Below are 20,570 nucleotides of genomic sequence, written 5' to 3' on the forward strand. Positions count from 1 at the left end.
CTTGGCTGTCTGTTGTTCTTTTTTTCCTGCCCGCCGTTTTTGTCCAGCCCCAACGGAGAGCTGCCATGACCGATTCCCCCGACCGCGACGAACGCCACCTGGCGCGCATGCTGCGCAAAAAAGCCGTGATCGACGAGCGCATCGCCAACTCCCCCAACGAATGCGGCCTGCTGCTGGTGCTGACCGGCAATGGCAAAGGCAAGAGTAGCTCCGCGTTCGGCATGTTGGCCCGAGCCATGGGCCATGGCATGCAGTGTGGTGTGGTGCAGTTCATCAAGGGGCGTAACAGCACCGGTGAAGAACTGTTCTTCCGCCGCTTCCCCGAGCAAGTGCGTTTCCATGTGATGGGCGAAGGTTTCACCTGGGAAACCCAGGACCGCCAGCGCGACATCGCCGCCGCCGAAGCCGCCTGGGCGGTCTCCCGCGAATTGCTGCAAGACCCCTCCATCGGCCTGGTGGTGCTGGACGAGCTGAACATCGCGCTCAAGCACGGCTACCTTGACCTGGACCAGGTCCTCAGCGACCTGCAAGCCCGTCCACCGATGCAGCACGTGGTGGTCACCGGCCGTGGCGCCAAACCCGAGTTGATCGAAATGGGCGACACCGTCACCGAGATGGGCATGCTCAAGCACGCGTTCCAGGCCGGTATCAAGGCACAGAAGGGCGTCGAACTTTGAATCAGCCCCGTCATTGCCCTGCCGTATTGATCGCCGCTCCGGCGTCCGGCCAGGGCAAAACCACCGTCACCGCCGCGCTTGCCCGTTTGCATCGCAACCTGGGGCGCAAGGTGCGCGTGTTCAAATGCGGCCCGGACTTCCTCGACCCAATGATTCACGAGCGCGCCAGCGGTGCGCCGGTGTATCAGTTGGATATGTGGATGGTGGGCGAGCAGGAAAGTCGCCGTTTGCTCTGGGAAGCGGCGGGGGAGGCAGACCTGATCCTGATCGAAGGCGTGATGGGCCTGTTCGACGGCACACCGTCCAGCGCCGATCTGGCGCGGCACTTCGGCGTGCCGGTGCTGGGGGTGATCGACGGCACGGCCATGGCGCAGACCTTCGGTGCGTTGGCATTGGGCCTGGCGCGCTATCAGCCGGACTTGCCATTCGCTGGCGTACTGGCCAACCGGGTCGGCACCCTGCGTCATGCGCAACTGCTCGAAGGCAGCCTCACCGAGGGCCTGCGCTGGTATGGCGCGTTGTCACGCGAGACCGGTATCGAACTGCCCAGTCGCCACCTCGGCCTGGTGCAGGCCAGCGAACTGAATGACCTGGATGTGCGCCTGGACGCTGCCGCCCAAGCCCTGGGCAGCAGTTGCGAAGTCGCCTTGCCGCCACCGGTGACATTTGCTGCGCCGCAAGTGATCGAGGCCGAACCCTTGCTCAACGGCGTGCGCATTGCCGTGGCCCGCGATGAGGCCTTCGCTTTTACCTACGGTGCAAGTCTCGACCTGCTGCGCGCGATGGGCGCTGAGCTGGTGTTCTTCTCGCCGATTCACGATAGCCAGTTGCCCGACGCCGACAGCCTCTACCTGCCCGGCGGCTACCCGGAATTGCACCACCAGGCGCTGTCGGAAAATACCCCGATGCTCGACGCCATTCGCGCTCACCACGCGGCCGGCAAACCCTTGCTTGCCGAATGCGGCGGCATGCTCTACCTGCTGGACTCGCTGACCGATGTCGACGGCGTCCGCGCCGAACTGCTTGGCCTGCTCCAGGGCGACGCGGTGATGCAAAAGAAACTGGCGGCCCTGGCCCTGCAAAGCGTCGAATTGCCGGAAGGCACCCTGCGTGGCCATACCTATCACCATTCCCTGACCACCACTGAATGGCAGCCGATCGCCCGTGGCCTGAGCCCCAACGGCGGGCGCGGTGCCGAGGCGGTATACCGGCAGGGGCGGATGACGGCGTCCTACGTACATTTCTATTTCCCATCCAATCCCCAGGCGGTGGCCGCATTGTTTGCGCCCGATTCAGCACTATGACTGACAACGCCTTCCCCGAGGCCGACCGCCAGGCTGTCTACCGTGCCATCGCCGAACGCCGCGACATGCGCCACTTCAGCGGCGGTACGGTCGCCCCGCAATTGCTCCACCGCCTGCTCCAGGCCGCACACCAGGCGCCCAGCGTCGGCCTGATGCAGCCCTGGCGCTTTGTCCGCATCAGCGACCGCCAACTGCGTGGGCAGATTCAACAATTGGTGGAAGAAGAACGCGTACGCACTGCCGAAGCCCTGGGCGAGCGCTCCGATGAGTTCATGAAGCTCAAGGTCGAAGGCATTCACGACTGCGCCGAAGTGCTGGTGGCGGCGTTGATGGACGATCGCGAGCGGCACATCTTCGGGCGTCGCACCCTGCCGGAAATGGACATGGCGTCATTGTCCTGTGCTATCCAGAATTTGTGGCTGGCGGCGCGGGTCGAAGGCCTGGGCATGGGCTGGGTCTCGTTGTTCGAACCGCAGGCGCTGGCCGATCTGCTGGGTTTGCCGCCCGGCGCGAAACCCCTGGCCGTGCTGTGCCTGGGACCAGTGGCCGAGTTCTACCCGGCACCGATGTTGCAGCTCGAAGGCTGGACCGAACCACGGCCGTTGAGTGACATGTTGTATGAGAATGCGTGGGGAGTGAGTCAATGAGTGTGGCCTTGCTGTGTGTCGCTGCAGTCGCGCTGGATGCGCTGCTGGGCGAACCCAGGCGCTGGCATCCGCTGGTGGCGTTCGGCAATTTCGCCGGGCGCATCGAGCAGCGTTTCAATACCGGTGGCCGTGGCTGGCGCAGCCATGGCGTGACCGCGTGGTTTATCGCCGTGGTGCCGCTGACGCTGCTGGCCACGGCCTTGTCGTGGGCGCCGTACATCGGCTGGGTGCTGGAGATCCTGGCGTTGTACTGCGCCCTCGGCATGCGCAGCCTCGGCGAGCATGTGATTCCGGTGGCCCAGGCGCTGCGCAGTGATGACCTGGAGGAGGCGCGCAACCGCGTGAGCTACCTGGTCAGCCGCCAGACCAGCGAGCTGGACCGCACCGAAGTTGCCCGTGCCGCTACCGAATCGGTGCTGGAGAACGGCAGCGATGCTGTGTTCGCTGCGATTTTCTGGTTTGTGGTGGCCGGTGTGCCGGGCGTGGTGCTTTACCGCCTGAGCAACACCCTCGACGCCATGTGGGGTTATCGCAACGAGCGCTTTGAGCGCTTCGGTTGGGCGGCGGCAAAAATCGACGACGTGCTGAACTACATTCCCGCACGCCTGGTGGCGTTGACCTACGCGCTGCTGGGCAAGACGCGCCTGGCGCTTAAATGCTGGCGGATCCAAGGCCCGACCTGGGACAGCCCCAACGCCGGTCCGGTCATGGCCGCTGGTGCGGGCGCCCTGGGCGTGGAGTTGGGCGGTGCCGCGATCTATCACGGTGAAGTGCACCATCGTCCGCAACTGGGCGAAGGCCCGGCGGCGGATGCCGATTCCATCGACCGGGGCTGGCAACTGGTGCAGCGCGGCGTATGGTTGTGGCTGCTGATCCTATGCGCGGGGGCGCAATTCTATGCTTGAGCACGGTGGCCGGTTGCGCAAGGCCGCGATTCAATACGGGATAGCCGAAGCCGACTGGCTCGACCTGTCCAGCGGCCTCGCGCCCTGGCCTTGGCCGATCCCCGAGATCCCGTTGCGCGCGTGGGCGCGCCTGCCGGAAACCGACGACGGCCTGGAGCAGGCCGCCAGCGAATACTATGGCGCTGCGCATCTGTTGCCGGTGCCGGGTTCCCAGGCGGCGATCCAGTTGCTGCCGCGGCTGCGTCGCGCGGGCAAGGTCGGCGTGCTGTCGCCGTGCTATGCCGAACACGCCGAAGCCTGGCGCCGTGCCGGTTACGTGGTGCGCGAAGTGCAGGAGCAGGAAGTCGACTTCTTCCTGGATGGCCTCGACGTACTAGTGGTGGTCAACCCCAATAATCCGACCGGCCTGAGCCTGAGCCCGCAACGCTTGCTGGATTGGCACTCGCGGCTGGCCCAGCGCGGCGGCTGGTTGGTGGTGGACGAAGCCTTCATGGACGTGACCCCGCAACTGAGCCTGGCCAGCCAGGCGCATCAGGTCGGTTTGATCGTGCTGCGCTCGTTCGGCAAATTCTTCGGCCTGGCCGGCGTGCGCCTGGGTTTTGTGTTGGCCGAGCGCAAGTTGCTCAAGTTGCTCGCCGAGCAGGTCGGCCCCTGGGCGGTCAGCGGGCCGACGCGGGTGCTGGGCCAAGTGTGCCTGCGCGACACGGCCGGGCATGCGCTGCAACGCACGCGTTGTGTCGAGGCGGGCCAGCGTTTGTTCGCGTTGCTGGAGCGCCACGGTTTTCCACCCCACGGTGGCTGCGCGCTGTTCCAATGGCGGATCACGCCCCACGCTGAGCGTTTGCACGAATTCATGGCCCAGCGCGGCATTCTGCTGCGCCTGTTCGTCCACGACAGCAGCCTGCGTTTCGGCCTGCCCGACACCGAGGCCGACTGGCAGCGCCTCGACGAAGCCCTGGCCGCCTATAAGGACGCAACATGAGTACGCTGATGGTGCAGGGCACCACCTCCGATGCCGGCAAGAGCACGCTGGTGACCGCATTGTGCCGCTGGCTGGTACGCCAGGGCGTGGCCGTGGTGCCGTTCAAACCGCAGAACATGGCGCTCAACAGCGCCGTGACCGCCGAAGGTGGCGAGATCGGCCGCGCCCAGGCAGTACAGGCCCAGGCCGCCAATCTGGCACCCCATACCGACATGAACCCGGTGCTGCTCAAGCCCAACAGCGACACCGGCTCCCAAGTGATCATCCACGGCCGTGCCGTGACCACCATGAACGCCGTGGCCTATCACGACTACAAAGCCATCGCGATGCAGGCGGTGCTGGCCTCCCATGCGCGGTTGAGCCAGGCCTATCCCGTGGTCATGGTGGAAGGCGCTGGCTCCCCGGCGGAAATCAACCTGCGTGCCAATGACATCGCCAATATGGGCTTCGCCGAGGCGGTGGATTGCCCGGTGTTGCTGATCGCCGATATCAATCGCGGTGGGGTATTCGCCCATCTGGTTGGCACCCTGGAGCTGCTGTCACCCACGGAACAGGCGCGGGTCAAGGGCTTCATCATCAACCGTTTTCGCGGTGACATCGCGCTGTTGCAGCCGGGCCTGGACTGGTTGGAAGCGCGCACCGGCAAACCGGTGGTGGGCGTGTTGCCCTACGTGATGGACCTGCACCTCGAAGCGGAGGACGGTATCGACCAACGCCAGATCGACAAGGCGGCCCAGGTGCTCAAGGTGGTGGTGCCGGTGTTGCCGCGCATCAGCAACCACACGGATTTCGACCCGCTGCGCCTGCACCCCCAGGTGGATTTGCAATTCATTGGTCCGGGCCAGTCGATCCCGGCCGCCGACCTGATCATCCTGCCCGGCTCGAAAAGTGTGCGCAGCGACCTGGCCTATCTGCGTGCCAACGGTTGGGACACCGCCGTGGCGCGTCACTTGCGCTATGGCGGCAAGGTGCTCGGCATTTGTGGCGGCTTGCAGATGCTCGGCGAGCAAGTGCACGACCCGTTGGGCCTGGAAGGGCTTGCCGGTTCCAGTGATGGCCTGGGGCTGCTGGCGTTCAGCACCACGCTGGAAGAAGAGAAGCAATTGCGCAATGTGCGCGGGCGTTTGTTGTTGGAGAATGCCGAGGTCAGCGGTTATGAGATCCATGCGGGCGTGACCTGCGGCGATGCTTTGTCGAATGCCGCCGTGCTGCTGGATGATGGCCGCAGCGATGGCGCACAAAGTGCCGATGGGCAAATTCTTGGCACCTACTTGCATGGCTTGTTTGAAAGCCCGGCCGCGTGCAGCGCCCTGTTGCGCTGGGCCGGTTTGCAGGACGTGCAGGAAGTGGATTACCACGCCCTGCGCGAGCGCGATATCGAGCGCCTGGCGGACTTGGTGGAGAACCACTTGGATACTGAGTTGTTACGCAAACTATGTGGGATTTGACAGTGAGCGAATGCGCTGAGTATTCAACTGCTGCACTGCAACCCAAAGGTGGGAGGGGGCTTGCCCCCGATGGCGGTGTGTCAGTAGCCAATGGGCTGACTGGCGCCACGCCATCGGGAGCAAGCTCCCTCCCACAGGGAACCGTGCCAGCTTCGAGGGTCCCACTGGCCAAACGAGGTGTTATGTCATGCTCCAACTGATCCTCGGTGGCGCCCGTTCCGGCAAAAGCCGCCTCGCCGAAAAGCTAGCAACTGACAGCGGTTTGCCCGTCACGTACATCGCCACCAGCCAACCTTTGGATGGCGAGATGAACGAGCGCGTCGCCCTGCATCGCCAGCGTCGCCCCAACCATTGGGGGCTGATCGAAGAACCCGTCGAACTGGCGCGTGTACTGCGTGAAAACGCAGCAACCGAGCGCTGTCTGCTGGTGGATTGCCTGACCTTGTGGCTCACCAATCTGCTGATGCTTGAGGACTCGGATCGTCTGGCCGCCGAGCGCGATCAACTGCTGGAAACCCTGGCCGCGCTGCCGGGTGAAATCATTTTTGTCAGCAACGAGACCGGTCTGGGTGTCGTGCCGCTGGGCGAATTGACTCGCCGCTATGTGGATGAAGCCGGTTGGCTGCATCAAGCCTTGGCCGAGCGGTGTCAGCGTGTTGTCCTGACCGTCGCCGGCCTGCCCCTGACTTTGAAAGGTACTGCGTTATGACTGACACCTGGTGGCTCAACCCGTGCAAGGCGATTGACACTCAAGCGTACGAACATGCCCTGGCACGCCAGCAGCAACTGACCAAACCGGCCGGCTCCCTCGGCCAGTTGGAAGCGCTGGCGGTGCAAATGGCCGGCTTGCAGGGCCAGGTCAAACCGTCGGTGGACTCGCTGTGGATCGCCATCTTCGCCGGTGACCATGGCGTAGTTGCCGAAGGCGTGTCGGCGTTTCCCCAGGAAGTCACCGGGCAGATGCTGCACAACTTCGTCAGCGGTGGCGCGGCCATCAGCGTATTGGCGCGGCAGTTGGACGCCCAGTTGGAAGTGGTCGACCTCGGCACGGTGACCCCGTCCCTGGACCTTCCCGGTGTGCGGCACCTGAATATCGGCGCGGGCACCGCCAACTTCGTCAACGGCCCGGCCATGACCCAGGCACAGGGGCAACTCGCCCTGCAAGTCGGTCGTGACAGTGCGCGGCGTGCGTTGGCAGGTGGTGCACAGCTGTTTATCGGCGGCGAGATGGGCATCGGCAACACCACCGCCGCCAGTGCGCTGGCGTGTGCCTTGCTCGACTGCCAGGTCAGTGACCTGACGGGGCCGGGCACCGGCTTGAATGCCCAGGGCGTAAGCCACAAAGTGGCCGTGATCGAACGCGCACTGGCGGTGCATGCCGCTCAGCGCGGTGATGCCTTGCAGACCCTGTTCAATCTCGGCGGCTTCGAGATTGCAGCGCTGGTGGGGGCATACCTCGCCTGTGCTCAGGAGGGCATTGTGGTGCTGGTGGATGGGTTCATCTGCACCGTCGCTGCGCTGGTCGCCACGCGCCTGAACCCTGCGTGCCGTGAGTGGCTGGTGTTCGGTCATTGCGGCGCCGAGCCTGGCCATCGTCATGTGCTGCAACACCTCGACGCGCAGCCACTGCTGGAACTGGGCCTGCGCCTGGGCGAAGGCAGTGGTGCTGCGTTGGCGGTTCCGTTGTTGCGCCTGGCCTGTGCATTGCACGGGCAGATGGCGACCTTTGCCGAAGCCGCCGTGGCAGACCGCCCGGCATGACCTTGCACCTGGACCTGTTGCGCCATGGCGAAACCGAGCTGGGCGGCGGCCTGCGTGGCAGCCTGGACGACGCACTCACCGCCAACGGCTGGGCGCAGATGCGCGAGGCCGTGGTGGGGCAGGGGCCGTGGGACCGCTTGATCAGTTCGCCGTTGCAACGCTGCGCGCGATTTGCCGAAGAATTAGGCGCCCGGCTCGAGCTGCCGGTGACGCTGGAGAAGGACCTGCAAGAACTGCACTTCGGTGCCTGGGAAGGGCAGAGTGCAGCGGCCTTGATGGAGACCGACGCCGAAGGGCTGGGGTTGTTCTGGGCCGATCCTTATAGCTTTACCCCGCCGGACGGGGAGCCGGTCAGCGCCTTTTCCGAGCGGGTTATGGGGGCTGTCTCACGCCTGTATCAGGCGTATGCCGGTGAGCGGATGTTGTTGATCAGTCACGGCGGCGTGATGCGCCTGTTACTGGCGCAGGCGCGTGGTTTGCCCCGGGAGCAGTTATTGAATGTCGAAGTTGGTCATGGTGGGCTGTTCAGCCTCCAAGTTGCAGCTGACGGCACGCTGAAGGAAGGGGCGTAGACATGCTGCCCTTCTGGATCGCCCTGCAATTTCTCAGCAGCCTGCCGATTCGCCTGCCCGGCATGCCGCAGCCTCAGGAGCTGGGGCGTTCGCTGCTGTTTTATCCGGTCGTGGGCCTGTTGTTCGGCGTGCTGTTGTGGGCGCTGAACAGCCTATTGATGGGCGCGCCATTGCTGCTGCACGCCGCACTGTTGCTGACGGCCTGGGTATTGCTCAGTGGCGGCCTGCACCTGGACGGCCTGGCGGACAGCGCCGATGCCTGGCTGGGCGGCTTCGGTGATCGCGAGCGCACGCTCACCATCATGAAGGACCCGCGCAGCGGGCCGATTGCGGTGGTGACGCTTGGCTTGGTGCTGCTGCTCAAGTTCACCGCGTTGGTGGCGTTGATCGAACAACACAACGGCGCCGCGCTGATCCTGGCCCCGCTGATCGGCCGGGCATCGATGCTGGCGTTGTTTCTGACCACGCGCTACGTGCGTGCCGGAGGATTGGGCCAGGCATTGTCGGATCATTTACCGAGGATCGTCGGCCAACAGGTACTGATCCTCAGTGGTCTTGCCTGCATCCTGATCGGTGGCTTCAGCGGCGGGGTTGCGGTATTGCTCGCGGCGATCGCCTTTGTGGGTGTGCGCCAACTGATGGTCAATCGCCTCGGTGGCACCACCGGCGACACCGCAGGGGCCTTGCTGGAACTGCTGGAAGTCGTGGTGTTGGTCGGCCTGGCGCTGTAACACTTTCTTGCATTTCCTTAATCGCGGGTATATACACGTTCCATGCTTGCCTCCCAATGTTTGTGTACCAACCTGCGACGTGCCGCCCGTGGCGTCAGCAGGCATTACGACGGCGCTCTCGACGGCTTCGGGATCAACGTCGCCCAGTATTCTTTGTTGTGCAACCTGCAACGGCTCGACCAGCCGAGCATTTCCAGCCTGGCGGAAGCCATGGGCCTGGATCGCAGCACCCTGGGGCGCAACCTGCGGGTGCTGGAAGGCGAGGGCCTGGTGCAACTGGTGGAAGGCGACGACCTGCGCAATCGCCTGGTGATGTTGACCAAAGAGGGTGAGGCGCGACTTGCCGCCGCATTACCCGCTTGGGAGGCAGCGCAACAGAAATTGATCGATCAACTGGGCGCGGAAAAACGCGAAACCTTGTTGGCCTTGCTGGACGAACTCGCCTGAGCGCGGGTTGGTTCGAATATAAGCGGGTATATACCCGCGAGCGGAGAATAAGAAATGACCTCGATGTGGCGCACCAGTGGCTGGATTCTTGTGGGGAGTGCGCTGATCCTGGCGTTGTCGTTGGGCGTGCGTCACGGTTTCGGCCTGTTCCTGGCGCCGATGAGCAGTGAATTTGGCTGGGGCCGTGAGACCTTTGCTTTTGCCATTGCCCTGCAGAACCTGATCTGGGGCCTGGCGCAGCCGTTCACCGGTGCGCTGGCCGACCGTTTTGGTGCCACCAAAGCGGTATTTGTCGGCGGTGTTCTTTACGCCGTTGGCCTAGTGTTGATGGGCATGTCCGATTCGGCGTGGTCGTTGTCCCTCAGTGCGGGCTTGCTGATTGGTATCGGCCTGTCCGGCACTTCGTTCTCGGTCATTCTCGGTGTGGTGGGTCGCGCGGTGGCGCCGGAAAAACGCAGCATGGCGATGGGCATCGCGAGTGCTGCCGGTTCGTTCGGCCAGTTTGCGATGGTGCCGGGCACGCTGGGTTTGATCAGCTGGCTGGGCTGGTCCGCGGCCCTGCTGGCGCTCGGCCTGATGGTGGCGTTGATTCTGCCGCTGGTCGCCATGCTCAAGGATCGGCCATTACCGGCGGTGGCGGGTCAGCAAACCCTGCGGGAAGCCTTGAAGGAAGCCTGCTCCCATTCCGGCTTCTGGCTGCTGGCGTTCGGCTTTTTTGTCTGCGGTTTCCAAGTGGTGTTTATCGGCGTGCACCTGCCGGCCTACCTGGTGGACCAACACTTGCCGGCCACCGTCGGCACCACGGTGCTGGCACTGATTGGGCTGTTCAATATCTTCGGGACCTACACCGCCGGCTGGCTCGGCGGGCGCATGTCCAAACCGCGCCTGCTGACGGGCTTGTACCTGCTGCGTGCGGTGGTGATCGTGCTGTTTCTGTGGGCACCGGTCACCGAGATCACGGCCTACCTGTTTGGCATGGCGATGGGCTTCCTGTGGCTATCCACGGTGCCGCTGACCAACGGTACCGTAGCGACACTGTTTGGTGTGCGAAACCTCTCCATGCTCGGTGGCATCGTGTTCCTGTTCCACCAGTTGGGTTCGTTCCTGGGTGGCTGGCTGGGCGGGGTGGTCTATGATCGAACCGGTAACTACGATTTGATCTGGCAGGTGGCGATTCTGTTGAGCCTGCTCGCCGCCGCCCTTAACTGGCCGGTACGTGAGCGGCCGGTGGCGCGCTTGCAGGCGCAGATGGAGGCGGCATGAATGTAGCGTTACGCGGTGTGATCCTCGTTGCGGGGCTGATCCTGGTGCTGCTGGCCTGGTGGGGCTGGCAGCATGGCGGGCTGGCGTTGATGCAACTGGGTATGTCGATCTGTTAAGTTGGTGGTTTGAATACTTTCAAGGACACACGACATGCAGATGCGTTGGCTCGCTGTACCCGTCCTGATGGCCATTGGCAGTGCCGCCCTGGCCGCCAGTTGCCCGCCGCTGCTGGAAGGCCAGTTGCCCAAGCTGCGCGCCAAGGAATCCATCGACCTGTGCCAGCGCTTTGCCGGCAAGCCCCTGGTCATCGTCAACACCGCCAGCTTCTGCGGGTTCGCCCCACAGTTCAAAGGCCTTGAAGCCTTGTATCAACGTTACAAGGGCCAAGGGTTGGAAGTGATCGGCGTGCCGTCCGATGACTTCAAGCAGGAAGCCAAGACCGGCGAAGAGACTGCCAAGGTCTGCTACGTGAATTACGGCGTGACCTTCACCATGACCGAACCGCAGAAGGTCAAGGGGCCGGACGCGGTGCACCTGTTCAAGGTACTGGCACAGCAGACCGACACACCGCCGAAGTGGAATTTCTACAAGTACGTGGTGGATCGGCAGGGCAAGGTGATTGCCAATTTCTCCAGTTTGACCAAGCCGGACAGTCCGGATCTGATCAAGGCGGTGGAGCAGGCGATCGCCTCCAAACCTTGAGGGCCAGCCATTAAAAAGCCCCGCTTCCTTTGCAGGAGAGCGGGGCTTTTTTATACGGTGTCAGATCAGAACTTGTACGTTACGCCCAGGCCAAAACCATTGGCGCTGTTCTCGTACTTAGCATTGTAGGACTGGCCCAATGCGTTGGCGCGAGCGACCTTGACTGGTTCTTCCTTGAGGTAGGAGTAAGCCAGATCAACGGTCATGTTCGGCATTACATCGTAACCAAGGCCGAGACTGAAGATAGTCCGGTCACCGGTTGGGATACGTGGCGAACGGTCTTTGTTGTTGGTAGGCGACTGGTCGAAGGTCAGGCCGGTACGCAGCACCACTTGCTTGGTGACGCGATACGAGGTACCCAAGGCATAGGCCCAAGTGTCGTGCCAGTTCTGGTCTTCTTTGATGGTGCCGACAATTTGCGGAGCCAAAGCACCGCTACCGGCTGCGGCCGATACACCTTCGTTGTTGACGGTAATGTCTTTCAGTCGGCTCCAACGGGTCCATGTAGCGCCTGCGTAGAGTTTCCACGCGTCGCTCATGTCTTGAGTAACCGAGAGGTCCCAGGATTCAGGCGTGTCGATCTTCAGCGACGCGTCGTAGCGGCCATTGTTCAGCAGCGCAGCCGGAACGTTGGTGCCTTTGGTCACTTCAGTATGGCCTTCGAGCTTGTATTTCACTTTCGAGTGGTAGGTCAGGCCCACGCGAGTTGTATCAGTGGCTTGAACCAGCAGGCCGGCATTGAAGCCGACGGCGGTGTCATCTCCCTTGATCTTGATGTTGTTGGCGCCGGTACCAGGGACTGGTAGGTTGATATCGGACTCGAGCGTACCAGCGATACGGTTGATAGTCGGGCCAAAACCAATGGAAACCCGATCGTTGAAGGCGTAGCTCACCGTAGGCTGGAAGGTGATGACCGTCACTTCGCTTTTGCTGCCAAAAGCTTTGCCTTGGAAGCCACTTTCGTAGTCTGTCACCAGGCCAAACGGAGCATAGACGCCGAAACCGACAGCCCATTGTTCGTTGAGTTTATTGGTGTAGAACCCAAAAGGAACGGCAGTGAAAGGCACCATATCGCCTTTGTTCGTGCCTGTGGAGCGGCCGCTGACATCCTTGATGTTGCTTGAGGCATCAATCGCTGCAACACCGCCAGTGACTTGCTGGCCTTCAAGGCGAGCCATACCGGCAGGGTTACCATAAACGGTACTTGCATTTTCGGCAGAAGAAGAGCGGCCTGCGAAACCCGTTCCCATTCCTGCGACGTCTTGTTCGTTAAGGGCAAAGCCACTTGCGAACACGTGGGAAGAGGCCATGGCAACGGCGAGGCTAAGTGTGGTCTTGAGCATTACTTTTTTCATTATTAGAACTCCGTGGTGATCACCGCTGCGGAAAGTAACAATAAATTTAACATCGCGCTATAGGCTGTAATGCAGGAGATAGAGCGGTTTTGTAGGACAATCCGACCAAAATCCTGGTTTTTTGGCGAATCTTGCAAATTGCCCGGTCAGCAAACCACCTGATTCATGGGTGAAACACAGGTTTGCCAAGCTTGAGTGAAATCGCGCAGCCTTCCTTGTGGATGAAAAATTTCTTTCCAGATACGTGCCATGGCCAGCACATCACCGGGCGGGGGCAGTGCAGGGGTGTGCTGTTCCACCAGGAGCCAGGCGATGGCGGTGGCGTAACGCAGGTTGACCGTGAGCTCAAGTTGCGGTGCGCTGAGGAACGCGTGTTGGCTAGCGAGGCCGCGTACCAGGCTGGCGCGCTCGGGGTCCAGCGCCAGGTAGCTGTCCCACAAGGCACGGTGGCGCGGTTCGGTGATGCTGTACAGGCCGTGGCCACGCCGGTCGTGCAAGGCGGAACCCAGTTCCGACTGGCTGGCGGCGATGCCCAGCAGCAGGGACTCGGCCGTCGGGTTATGTCGGCCGAGGTACATCAACGTCGGCCTGATCACATAACGACACAATTCGCTGGCAGCGATACCCATACACGCCTCAATCCGTGAAAGTGGTCGACGAAGCCTGAGAAGGTGGGGGCTTGGCAGCAGTGGATCGGATCTCAGGCTCGCCGGAAGCGGATCATGCCGCTTGAGTTGAAGTGTAGTGTCATATTTACGATGTAAAGGACTGTTTTTAAAACATCTTCTTCATTTAGTTATAACGTTTATATCTATTTGAACTTAGTGCAATAGCTCAGCCGGTAAATTCAGGGCAATAAAAAACCCTGCTGTTCAAGCAGGGTTTTTGTGTTTCAGCGACTCGGGTCGGTCAGGCGGTCAGTGCCTGACGGGTACGCTCGATCACGGCCTGCAGCGGTTCTGCGCTGGAGTATTGATCGGGGTACAGGCGTTCGCTGTGACGAGCGATGCCGTGTTCGTTGACCAGGGTGAAGCTGAAGCAGCCTTTGCGCGCAGCCATGATCAGGCAGTTCATTGGAGCAAAAGCGTTGGTTAGGGTGCGAATGGCATCCTGAGTGTGGATTTGAGCGTTCATATTATGGGTGTTCCTACAAATGACACGAAATAAGATCCGTGCCGTATTAAAACGTTCCAGTAACGTTGATCACCATTGATCAAACGAAGAACCCGACTGGAACAAAGCAGCCAGTTTGAAGCGCTATTAAGTTAGGCGCGCTTGGGCTGGCAGGTAGGTACTTAGGAGGGCAGGCAACACAACAGGGGCAAAGGTTCTGGGCCCAGGGTGAAGATCCTGATCAATTTGCAGGTTGGTTCGGTCAGAGTATGGAAACTTCGCGACACCCTTTGCTTGTTCAAAGGCAGTGTCGTCGCAAGTGATACCTGGAAACCATCGAGGTGGTCGATCCCGTGTTGTGCAGGGGAATTGTTCGACCAGAATTGACTTTCAGCTTGGTACTAACGCCGCGGATAGTAACGGATTGAAACAGGTAAGGGAAGTGTGTTAGCCAAAAAACTTCAGTCAGCCGCCCAGCAGGCCTCGATAGACCAGCACAGTGGCTGCTGCTGCCAGCGAGCAACCCAGGCCATAGGCGGCGAGGGTCAAGCGCAGGGACTGGCCGGTCTCGACCACTTTCATCACATCATCCATATCGTTGATCCGGCCTTCGCCGAGCTCAATGCACAAGCTCACAGCCGTGAACGCCGCCGACAGCAGGATGGCGATGGCGAACAGTGCCCCATCCGGAGAGGGCAGTGCCGCATTGATCCCCAATGAAATGGCGCAGATGGCCAGGAGCAGCACCGCGAACAACAGAATTCCTTTCATCGACCCCTCCACCGTTGCGCTGTAGGTCGGGGAGTGTGGCGAGCCAGGAAAGATTTGAAAAGTCCCTGTTTTGCCCCGGCGGTAACATCTTTGCAGCAAGTTGCTTCAAAAAACGCCAGCGATATAACCGTCGGATGGGTACTTGTGCACATTAGTTGTGGGAGGTGTAACCGCGCTGTCAACTGCTCTACCGGGCCGCCATTTGCCTGCAATGGAAATTTAAGTCAATGAAAAATCTGGCTTTTTTTTATTGGTGAAAAAATCGTCAGTTTGACTGCGACCCCCATTCCATGGGGCTTTGCGCGAGTTAAAGGGGGGTTGTCCACTGAGTTATCCACAGCTTCTGTGGATTGTCCCGAGCGCTTGCTCTAGAACGGGCGTGCAGAGTTTTTTCAGCTTTACCTGTACGAAAAAAAGAGTAGAGTGGCGCGCCTTCCGATCTGTCCCACAGTGCTTTATGAAGTTTCGCTCAGTATCACCTTCTGTTACCGATACCCCTCAAACTGTTACCGCCCCCAAGCGCTTCTCCTTGAAAGTTGCCTTGTGGCTGCTCGACAGTCCGCGCCTGGGTCATAACACCAACATCAAACACTTTGCCGGGCGCTTGCTCAAGCAGCCCGCCCGTGAAGGCGTGGTCGCTGCCCAAAGCCGCCTGGGCCAACTGATGTGCCGTGAGTGCGGGAATGCCCGTGACCGCCGCATCGGCCACGACCTGTTGCGCCTGGCGGCTCGCGCCGGTGACCGTCGCGCCCAGCGTGAACTGGGCCAGGTCGAAGACTGAGCTGTCCTCAGGCCCTGGGCTCCGCTAACCTTGCTTTTTTTCGGTGATGGCAGACATGTCTATGGTTTTTGACTGGACCAGTATTGCCCTGGGCCTCGCAGGCGCTGCCGTGCCTTTATTGGCGGTGTGCTGGCAGCTTCAGCGGCGACTGACCGCGCGCATGACCGGCTGGGAGCTGCTCGAAGAGCGCCTGGCCACTGCGCAACTGGCCCAGGAGGGCCTCGCCGCACAGTTGGATGCCAGCCGCGACGAGATCAGCGATCTGAGCCAGGCGAATGCTGCCAAACAGGCCGACCTGGCGGCCGTACGCCGCGAAGTCGAACTGCTGCAGATCGACCGCGACAATGCCCGCGACGCCGCCCACGCCTGGAACCTCGACCGCAGCGCCAAGGAGACCGAGCTGCGCCGCCTCGACGCTCTGTCAGCGGCCTTGCGCGCCGAACTGCGCGAACAACAGGACAGCCATCAACAGCGCCTCACTGACCTGCAAGGCTCACGGGATGAGCTGCGCGCGCAGTTCGCCGAGCTGGCCGGCAAGATCTTCGATGAGCGCGAACAGCGCTTCGCCGAAACCAGCCAGGAGCGCCTGGGCCAATTGCTTGATCCGTTGAAAGAGCGCATCCAGTCCTTCGAAAAACGCGTGGAAGAAAGCTACCAGAACGAGGCCCGCGAACGTTTTTCCCTGGCTAAAGAGCTGGAGCGCCTGCAGCAACTGAACCTGCGTCTGTCGGACGAAGCCACCAACCTGACCCGTGCTTTGAAGGGCCAGAAAACCCAAGGCAACTGGGGCGAGCTGATTCTTGAGCGGGTGCTGGAGCATGCGGGCCTGGAAAAAGGCCGTGAGTACCAGACCCAGGTTAGCCTCAAGGGCCCGGATGGCGAGCGCTTCCAGCCGGACGTGCTGATCATGTTGCCCGGTGACAAGCAGGTGGTGGTGGACTCCAAGGTCAGCCTCACCGCGTACCAACAATACGTGGCGGCGGATGATGAGGTCATCGGCCAGGCGGCCCTGAAACAGCACGTACTGTCGCTGCGCAATCACGTCAAAGGTCTGGCGAGCAAGGATTACAAACGTCTGGAAGGCCTGCACAGCCTGGATTTCGTGTTGCTGTTCGTGCCTATTGAAGCAGCGTTTTCCGCTGCGTTGCAGGCCGAGCCGAACCTGTTCCAGGAAGCCTTCGACCGCCATATCGTGATCGTCAGCCCGACCACGTTGCTGGCCACCCTGCGTGTGATCGACAGCCTGTGGAAGCAGGAGCGCCAGAGCCAGAACGCCCGGGAAATTGCCGAGCGCGCCGGTTGGCTCTACGACAAGTTCGTGTTGTTTATCCAGGACCTGGATGAAGTGGGTAACCGTTTACAGCAGTTGGATAAGGCTTACAGCGCAGCGCGTAACAAGCTGACAGATGGACGCGGAAATCTGGTCAGCCGGACTGAGCAATTGAGGTTGCTCGGTGCTCGAGCCAGTAAGAGCCTTCCCGCTGATCTGCTGGAGCGGGCGATGACCGACTCCGATGGCGTGGCCCATCTGCCCGAGTAATTGTAGGCGCCGGCTTGCCGTCTCCTACAACGGCAGGTGCCGGCTCAGCAACGCCCTCAAGGCCGCCGGCTTCACCGGCTTGGCCAGGTAATCCAACCCCGCCGCATGCACCTCGGCCACCATCTCCGGGCGACCGTCAGCACTGATCACCACACCGGGAATCGGCTCCGCCAATTGCGCGCGCAGCCAACCCATCAGTTCAGTACCGGTTTCGCCATGGTCCAGGTGGTAGTCCACCAGCGCCAATTGAGGGCGCACGCCATCAGCCAGCAATGCCGCGCATTGCGCCTGGTCGGTGGCGGTCCAGACTTCGCAGCCCCAGCGCGTCAACAAGCTGCGCATGCCGATCAGGATGCTCTCTTCGTTATCCACGCACAGCACCTGCGCACCGCTCAGCGGCAAGCCGGTTTCCTGCGGCGTCTTGACCTGCGGGCTGGCCTGGTTGCGGGCCAGCGGCACGCGCACGCTGAAGACGCTGCCCTTGCCGGGCCATGAACGCACACTCAGGCGGTGGCCCAGCACGCGGCACAGGCCGTCGGCGATCGCCAGGCCCAGCCCCAGGCCTTTCTCGGCGCGGGTCTGGTGGCTGTCCAGGCGCTTGAACTCTTCGAAGATCACCTTTTGTTTATCCAGCGGGATCCCCGGGCCACGGTCCCATACTTCCAGGCACAGCTCGCCTTTGCGTCGGCGTACGCCGAGCAGCACCGGGCCGTCGGCATAGCGGAAGGCGTTGGTAAGAAAGTTCTGCAGAATCCGGCGGAGCAACTTGATGTCGCTGTCCACGCGCAAACGACTGCCGCGCAGGCGGAAGCGCAGACCTTGCTCCTGGGCCAGCGCCTTGAACTCGGCGCCCAGGGTGTCGAACAGTTCGTTAAGCACAAAAGGCTGGCGCTGTGGGTTGATCTTGCCGTTTTCCAGGCGCGAGATATCCAGCAGGTCGCTGATCAGGTCTTCGGCGGAACGCAGTGAGCTGTCCAGGTGCTGCACCAATTGCCGGGCCTCGTCGGACAGGCCGTCGTTCTGGTGGGAGAGGGCGGCGGAGAACAGGCGTGCGGCATTCAGCGGTTGCATCAGGTCATGGCTGACCGCCGCCAGGAACCGCGTCTTCGACTGGCTGGCGGACTCGGCCACGCCCTTGGCGTCGGTGAGCGCCACGTTCAGCTGCGACAGTTCGTGGGTGCGCTCGGTCACCCGTTGTTCCAGGCCTTCGTTGGCCTCGGTGAGGGCCTGCTCGGCTTCACGGAACGCGGTGATGTCGGTGAAACTCATCACGAAGCCGCCGCCGGGCATCGGGTTGCCGATCAGCTCGATCACACGACCATTGGGAAACAAGCGTTCAGAGGTGTGCGCGCGACCCTGGCGCATCCAGTGCAGGCGTCGCGCCACGTGCACTTCGGCCTCACCTGGCCCGCATAGGCCGCGTTCGGCGTTGTAGCGGATGATGTCGGCAATCGGCCGGCCGACGCTGATCAGGCCGTCCGGATAGTTGAACAGCTCCAGGTAACGCCGGTTCCAGGCCACCAGCTTGAGGGACTGGTCGACCACGCTGATGCCCTGGGTGATGTTCTCGATGGCGCCTTGCAGCAATGCGCGGTTGAACTGCAGCACTTCCGACGCTTCGTCGGCGATGCGTACGACGTCCTCCAGCTGCATTTCGCGCCCTTCGATGGCAGCTTTCACCACTGCGCGGGTCGAGGACGCCCCGAGTACGCCAGCCAGCAAGCGCTCGGTGTGCGCGATCCAGTCGTTGTCGGCATTCTGGTTGGGGTTGAAGCCTTTGCCCTGGCGATAGGCGAAGCGGATAAAACTCTGCTGGGCGCGTTCTTCACCCACAAAGCGCGCGGCCAGGCTGAGCAAATCACTGATCTGCACCGATAGCATCGAGCGGGCGCTGGCGCGTTGGCTGATTTCCTGGCCAATAAAACGTCCGGCTTGCCAGTGTTCGGAAACCCGCGTGCGCGACAGCATCGACACCCACACGAACAGCGTGAAGTTACCTGCCAGAGAAAACACGGTACCCAAGGTCAACGACGTGACGGATAGACCCAGTGGGTGGGAATGCATCCACGTCAGTCCTGGGAAAAGGCTGAGGGACCAGCCCAGGCTTTTCGCCGTTACCGGTAGGACCAAGGTGTAGAACCACAGGAAAGTGCCCGCTGCCAGCCCGGCAAATACGCCGCGTCGGTTGGCCTGCTTCCAATACAGCGCGCCGAGCATCGCCGGTGCCAGCTGGGTCACGGCGGCAAAGGCGATCTGGCCGATGGTTGCCAGGCTGGCGGACGAGCCCAGCAGGCGGTAACTGACGTAGGCCAGCAACAGGATGATCACGATGCTGACCCGGCGTACCGACAGCATCCAGTGGCGGAACACTTCGAACGGGCGCTCGGCGCTGGAGCGGCGCAGCAACCACGGCAGCAGCATGTCGTTGGAGACCATGGTCGACAAGGCGATGCTTGCCACGATCACCATGCCGGTGGCTGCCGAGGCACCGCCGATAAAGGCTAGTACCGCCAGCGCCGGATGGGCTTCGGCCATGGGCAGGCTGATTACGTAGGAGTCTGGCAGCACCGAGCCCGGCAGCATCATCTTGCCGCCCAAGGCGATCGGTACTACAAACAGTGCGGCCAGAATCAGGTAGGCGGGGAACACCCATTTGGCCAGGCGCAGGTCCTGAGGGTCGATGTTTTCCACCACCGTGACATGAAACTGCCGAGGCAGGCAGATGATCGCCATCATCGCCACGCCGGTCTGCACCACCATCGACGGCCAGTTGACGGTCTCCTTCCAGAACTCCTCCAGGCGTGGTGCCAGCATGGCCTGGCTGAACAAATCGCCGAAACCGTCGTACAGGCCGTAGGTCACAAACGCGCCCACCGCCAGAAACGCGAACAGCTTGACCAGCGATTCAAACGCAATCGCCAGCACCATGCCACGGTGGTGCTCCGTCGCGTCGAGGTTGCGCGTACCAAATACGATGGTGAACAGTGCCAGCACCAGCGACACGATCAGCGCGGTGTCCTGGGCGCGGGTGCCGGTGGTGTCGGCCCCAGCGCCGATCAACAGGTTCACCCCGAGCACGATGCCTTTGAGCTGCAGGGCGATATAGGGCAATACGCCGACCAGGCAGATGAGTGCGACCACCACCGCCAGCGATTGGGATTTGCCATAGCGCGCGGCAATGAAGTCGGCGATGGAGGTGATGTTTTCCTGCTTGCTGATCAGAATCATCTTCTGCAGCACCCAGGGTGCCAGCACCAGCAGCAGCACCGGTCCCAGGTAGATCGGTAAAAACGCCCACAGCTGTTCGGCGGCCTGGCCTACGGCGCCAAAGAAGGTCCAACTGGTGCAATAAACCGCCAGCGACAGGCTGTACACCCAGGCACGCATGCGCGGCGGCAGTGGCGCACGGCGGCGGTCTCCGTAGAAGGCGATGGCAAACATAATGGCCATATAGGCCAGGGCAACGGCGGCGATCAGCCCGCTGGACAGCGACATGGTAACTCCGAGCATAGGAACACCCGGGCATTCCAGGCCCGGTTGGACAGTCTCGCATGATGCTTGGGGTTAGTCA

Annotated in this window: 20 protein-coding genes; 15 read left to right on the top strand and 5 right to left on the bottom strand. The window is 61.8% G+C overall.

Annotated elements, in window-relative coordinates:
• Positions 1-65 precede the first annotated feature (65 nt).
• The 13 genes from cobO (at position 66) to NL123_RS08575 (ending at position 11,439) form a co-directional block, all read left to right on the top strand.
• Positions 66-677 carry a cob(I)yrinic acid a,c-diamide adenosyltransferase gene (gene cobO, locus NL123_RS08515; RefSeq protein WP_010208674.1) on the top strand — a complete coding sequence of 204 codons (612 nt, stop codon included), beginning with the start codon at positions 66-68 and terminating at the stop codon, positions 675-677.
• Positions 674-1,981, top strand: coding sequence for a cobyrinic acid a,c-diamide synthase CobB (locus tag NL123_RS08520; RefSeq protein WP_248483468.1), 1,308 nt, complete (start codon positions 674-676; stop codon positions 1,979-1,981). The genes cobO and NL123_RS08520 overlap by 4 nt, the downstream gene beginning before the upstream one ends.
• A complete protein-coding gene (gene bluB / locus NL123_RS08525; protein WP_494357577.1) occupies positions 1,978-2,628 on the top strand; it encodes a 5,6-dimethylbenzimidazole synthase in 651 nt (216 codons plus the stop codon). The genes NL123_RS08520 and bluB overlap by 4 nt, the downstream gene beginning before the upstream one ends.
• On the top strand, positions 2,625-3,533 hold the full coding sequence (gene cbiB / locus NL123_RS08530) for an adenosylcobinamide-phosphate synthase CbiB (protein ID WP_248483464.1): 909 nt from the start codon (positions 2,625-2,627) through the stop codon (positions 3,531-3,533). Before bluB ends, cbiB begins: the two co-directional genes overlap by 4 nt.
• Positions 3,526-4,515: a threonine-phosphate decarboxylase CobD gene (cobD, locus tag NL123_RS08535; protein ID WP_494357578.1), complete on the top strand. Its 990-nt coding sequence runs from the start codon at positions 3,526-3,528 to the stop codon at positions 4,513-4,515. The genes cbiB and cobD overlap by 8 nt, the downstream gene beginning before the upstream one ends.
• Positions 4,512-5,963: a cobyric acid synthase gene (locus NL123_RS08540; RefSeq protein WP_248483460.1), complete on the top strand. Its 1,452-nt coding sequence runs from the start codon at positions 4,512-4,514 to the stop codon at positions 5,961-5,963. Before cobD ends, NL123_RS08540 begins: the two co-directional genes overlap by 4 nt.
• Positions 5,964-6,150: 187 nt before the next feature.
• The gene (gene cobU, locus NL123_RS08545) at positions 6,151-6,672 is read left to right on the top strand and encodes a bifunctional adenosylcobinamide kinase/adenosylcobinamide-phosphate guanylyltransferase (RefSeq protein ID WP_248483458.1); all 522 of its coding nucleotides are present in this window, start codon (positions 6,151-6,153) and stop codon (positions 6,670-6,672) included.
• Positions 6,669-7,724: a nicotinate-nucleotide--dimethylbenzimidazole phosphoribosyltransferase gene (gene cobT, locus NL123_RS08550; RefSeq protein ID WP_494357579.1), complete on the top strand. Its 1,056-nt coding sequence runs from the start codon at positions 6,669-6,671 to the stop codon at positions 7,722-7,724. Before cobU ends, cobT begins: the two co-directional genes overlap by 4 nt.
• Entirely contained in the window at positions 7,721-8,296 is a 576-nt protein-coding gene (gene cobC, locus NL123_RS08555; RefSeq protein ID WP_494357580.1) for an alpha-ribazole phosphatase family protein, read from the top strand. Before cobT ends, cobC begins: the two co-directional genes overlap by 4 nt.
• A 2-nt stretch (positions 8,297-8,298) precedes the next feature.
• Positions 8,299-9,027, top strand: a complete 729-nt coding sequence (locus NL123_RS08560; protein ID WP_248483452.1) for an adenosylcobinamide-GDP ribazoletransferase — start codon at positions 8,299-8,301, stop codon at positions 9,025-9,027.
• A 42-nt stretch (positions 9,028-9,069) separates the two neighbouring features.
• On the top strand, positions 9,070-9,474 hold the full coding sequence (locus NL123_RS08565) for a MarR family winged helix-turn-helix transcriptional regulator (protein ID WP_248483450.1): 405 nt from the start codon (positions 9,070-9,072) through the stop codon (positions 9,472-9,474).
• Between the two features lie 63 nt (positions 9,475-9,537).
• On the top strand, positions 9,538-10,737 hold the full coding sequence (locus NL123_RS08570) for an MFS transporter (protein ID WP_248488250.1): 1,200 nt from the start codon (positions 9,538-9,540) through the stop codon (positions 10,735-10,737).
• A gap of 150 nt (positions 10,738-10,887) precedes the next feature.
• Positions 10,888-11,439 carry a glutathione peroxidase gene (locus tag NL123_RS08575; RefSeq protein ID WP_248483448.1) on the top strand — a complete coding sequence of 184 codons (552 nt, stop codon included), beginning with the start codon at positions 10,888-10,890 and terminating at the stop codon, positions 11,437-11,439.
• 65 nt (positions 11,440-11,504) lie between these two features.
• Here NL123_RS08575 and NL123_RS08580 read toward each other — a convergent pair whose 3' ends face one another.
• The 4 genes from NL123_RS08580 to NL123_RS08595 all read right to left on the bottom strand — a co-directional run bounded on the left by NL123_RS08580 (position 11,505) and on the right by NL123_RS08595 (position 14,678).
• Positions 11,505-12,794, bottom strand: a complete 1,290-nt coding sequence (locus NL123_RS08580) for an OmpP1/FadL family transporter (RefSeq protein ID WP_248483445.1) — start codon at positions 12,792-12,794, stop codon at positions 11,505-11,507.
• 146 nt (positions 12,795-12,940) lie between these two features.
• Positions 12,941-13,423, bottom strand: a complete 483-nt coding sequence (locus NL123_RS08585; RefSeq protein ID WP_058424939.1) for a hypothetical protein — start codon at positions 13,421-13,423, stop codon at positions 12,941-12,943.
• Between the two features lie 280 nt (positions 13,424-13,703).
• Positions 13,704-13,928, bottom strand: coding sequence for a hypothetical protein (locus tag NL123_RS08590; protein WP_005790139.1), 225 nt, complete (start codon positions 13,926-13,928; stop codon positions 13,704-13,706).
• Positions 13,929-14,372: 444 nt separating this feature from the next.
• Positions 14,373-14,678, bottom strand: coding sequence for a hypothetical protein (locus NL123_RS08595; protein ID WP_494357581.1), 306 nt, complete (start codon positions 14,676-14,678; stop codon positions 14,373-14,375).
• Between the two features lie 457 nt (positions 14,679-15,135).
• Here NL123_RS08595 and NL123_RS08600 point away from each other — a divergent pair, with 457 nt between their 5' ends.
• The gene (locus NL123_RS08600; RefSeq protein ID WP_248483441.1) at positions 15,136-15,459 is read left to right on the top strand and encodes an SEL1-like repeat protein; all 324 of its coding nucleotides are present in this window, start codon (positions 15,136-15,138) and stop codon (positions 15,457-15,459) included.
• Between the two features lie 175 nt (positions 15,460-15,634).
• Positions 15,635-16,999 (top strand): DNA recombination protein RmuC, encoded by a 1,365-nt coding sequence (locus NL123_RS08605; RefSeq protein ID WP_248488249.1) that lies wholly within the window; start codon positions 15,635-15,637, stop codon positions 16,997-16,999.
• Positions 17,000-17,023: 24 nt separating this feature from the next.
• On the opposite strand, the gene NL123_RS08610 is transcribed toward NL123_RS08605, so the two are convergent.
• The gene (locus NL123_RS08610) at positions 17,024-20,494 is read right to left on the bottom strand and encodes a hybrid sensor histidine kinase/response regulator (RefSeq protein WP_248483439.1); all 3,471 of its coding nucleotides are present in this window, start codon (positions 20,492-20,494) and stop codon (positions 17,024-17,026) included.
• Positions 20,495-20,570: the final 76 nt, after the last annotated feature.

This window comes from Pseudomonas sp. FBCC-B1565 (assembly GCF_059133265.1).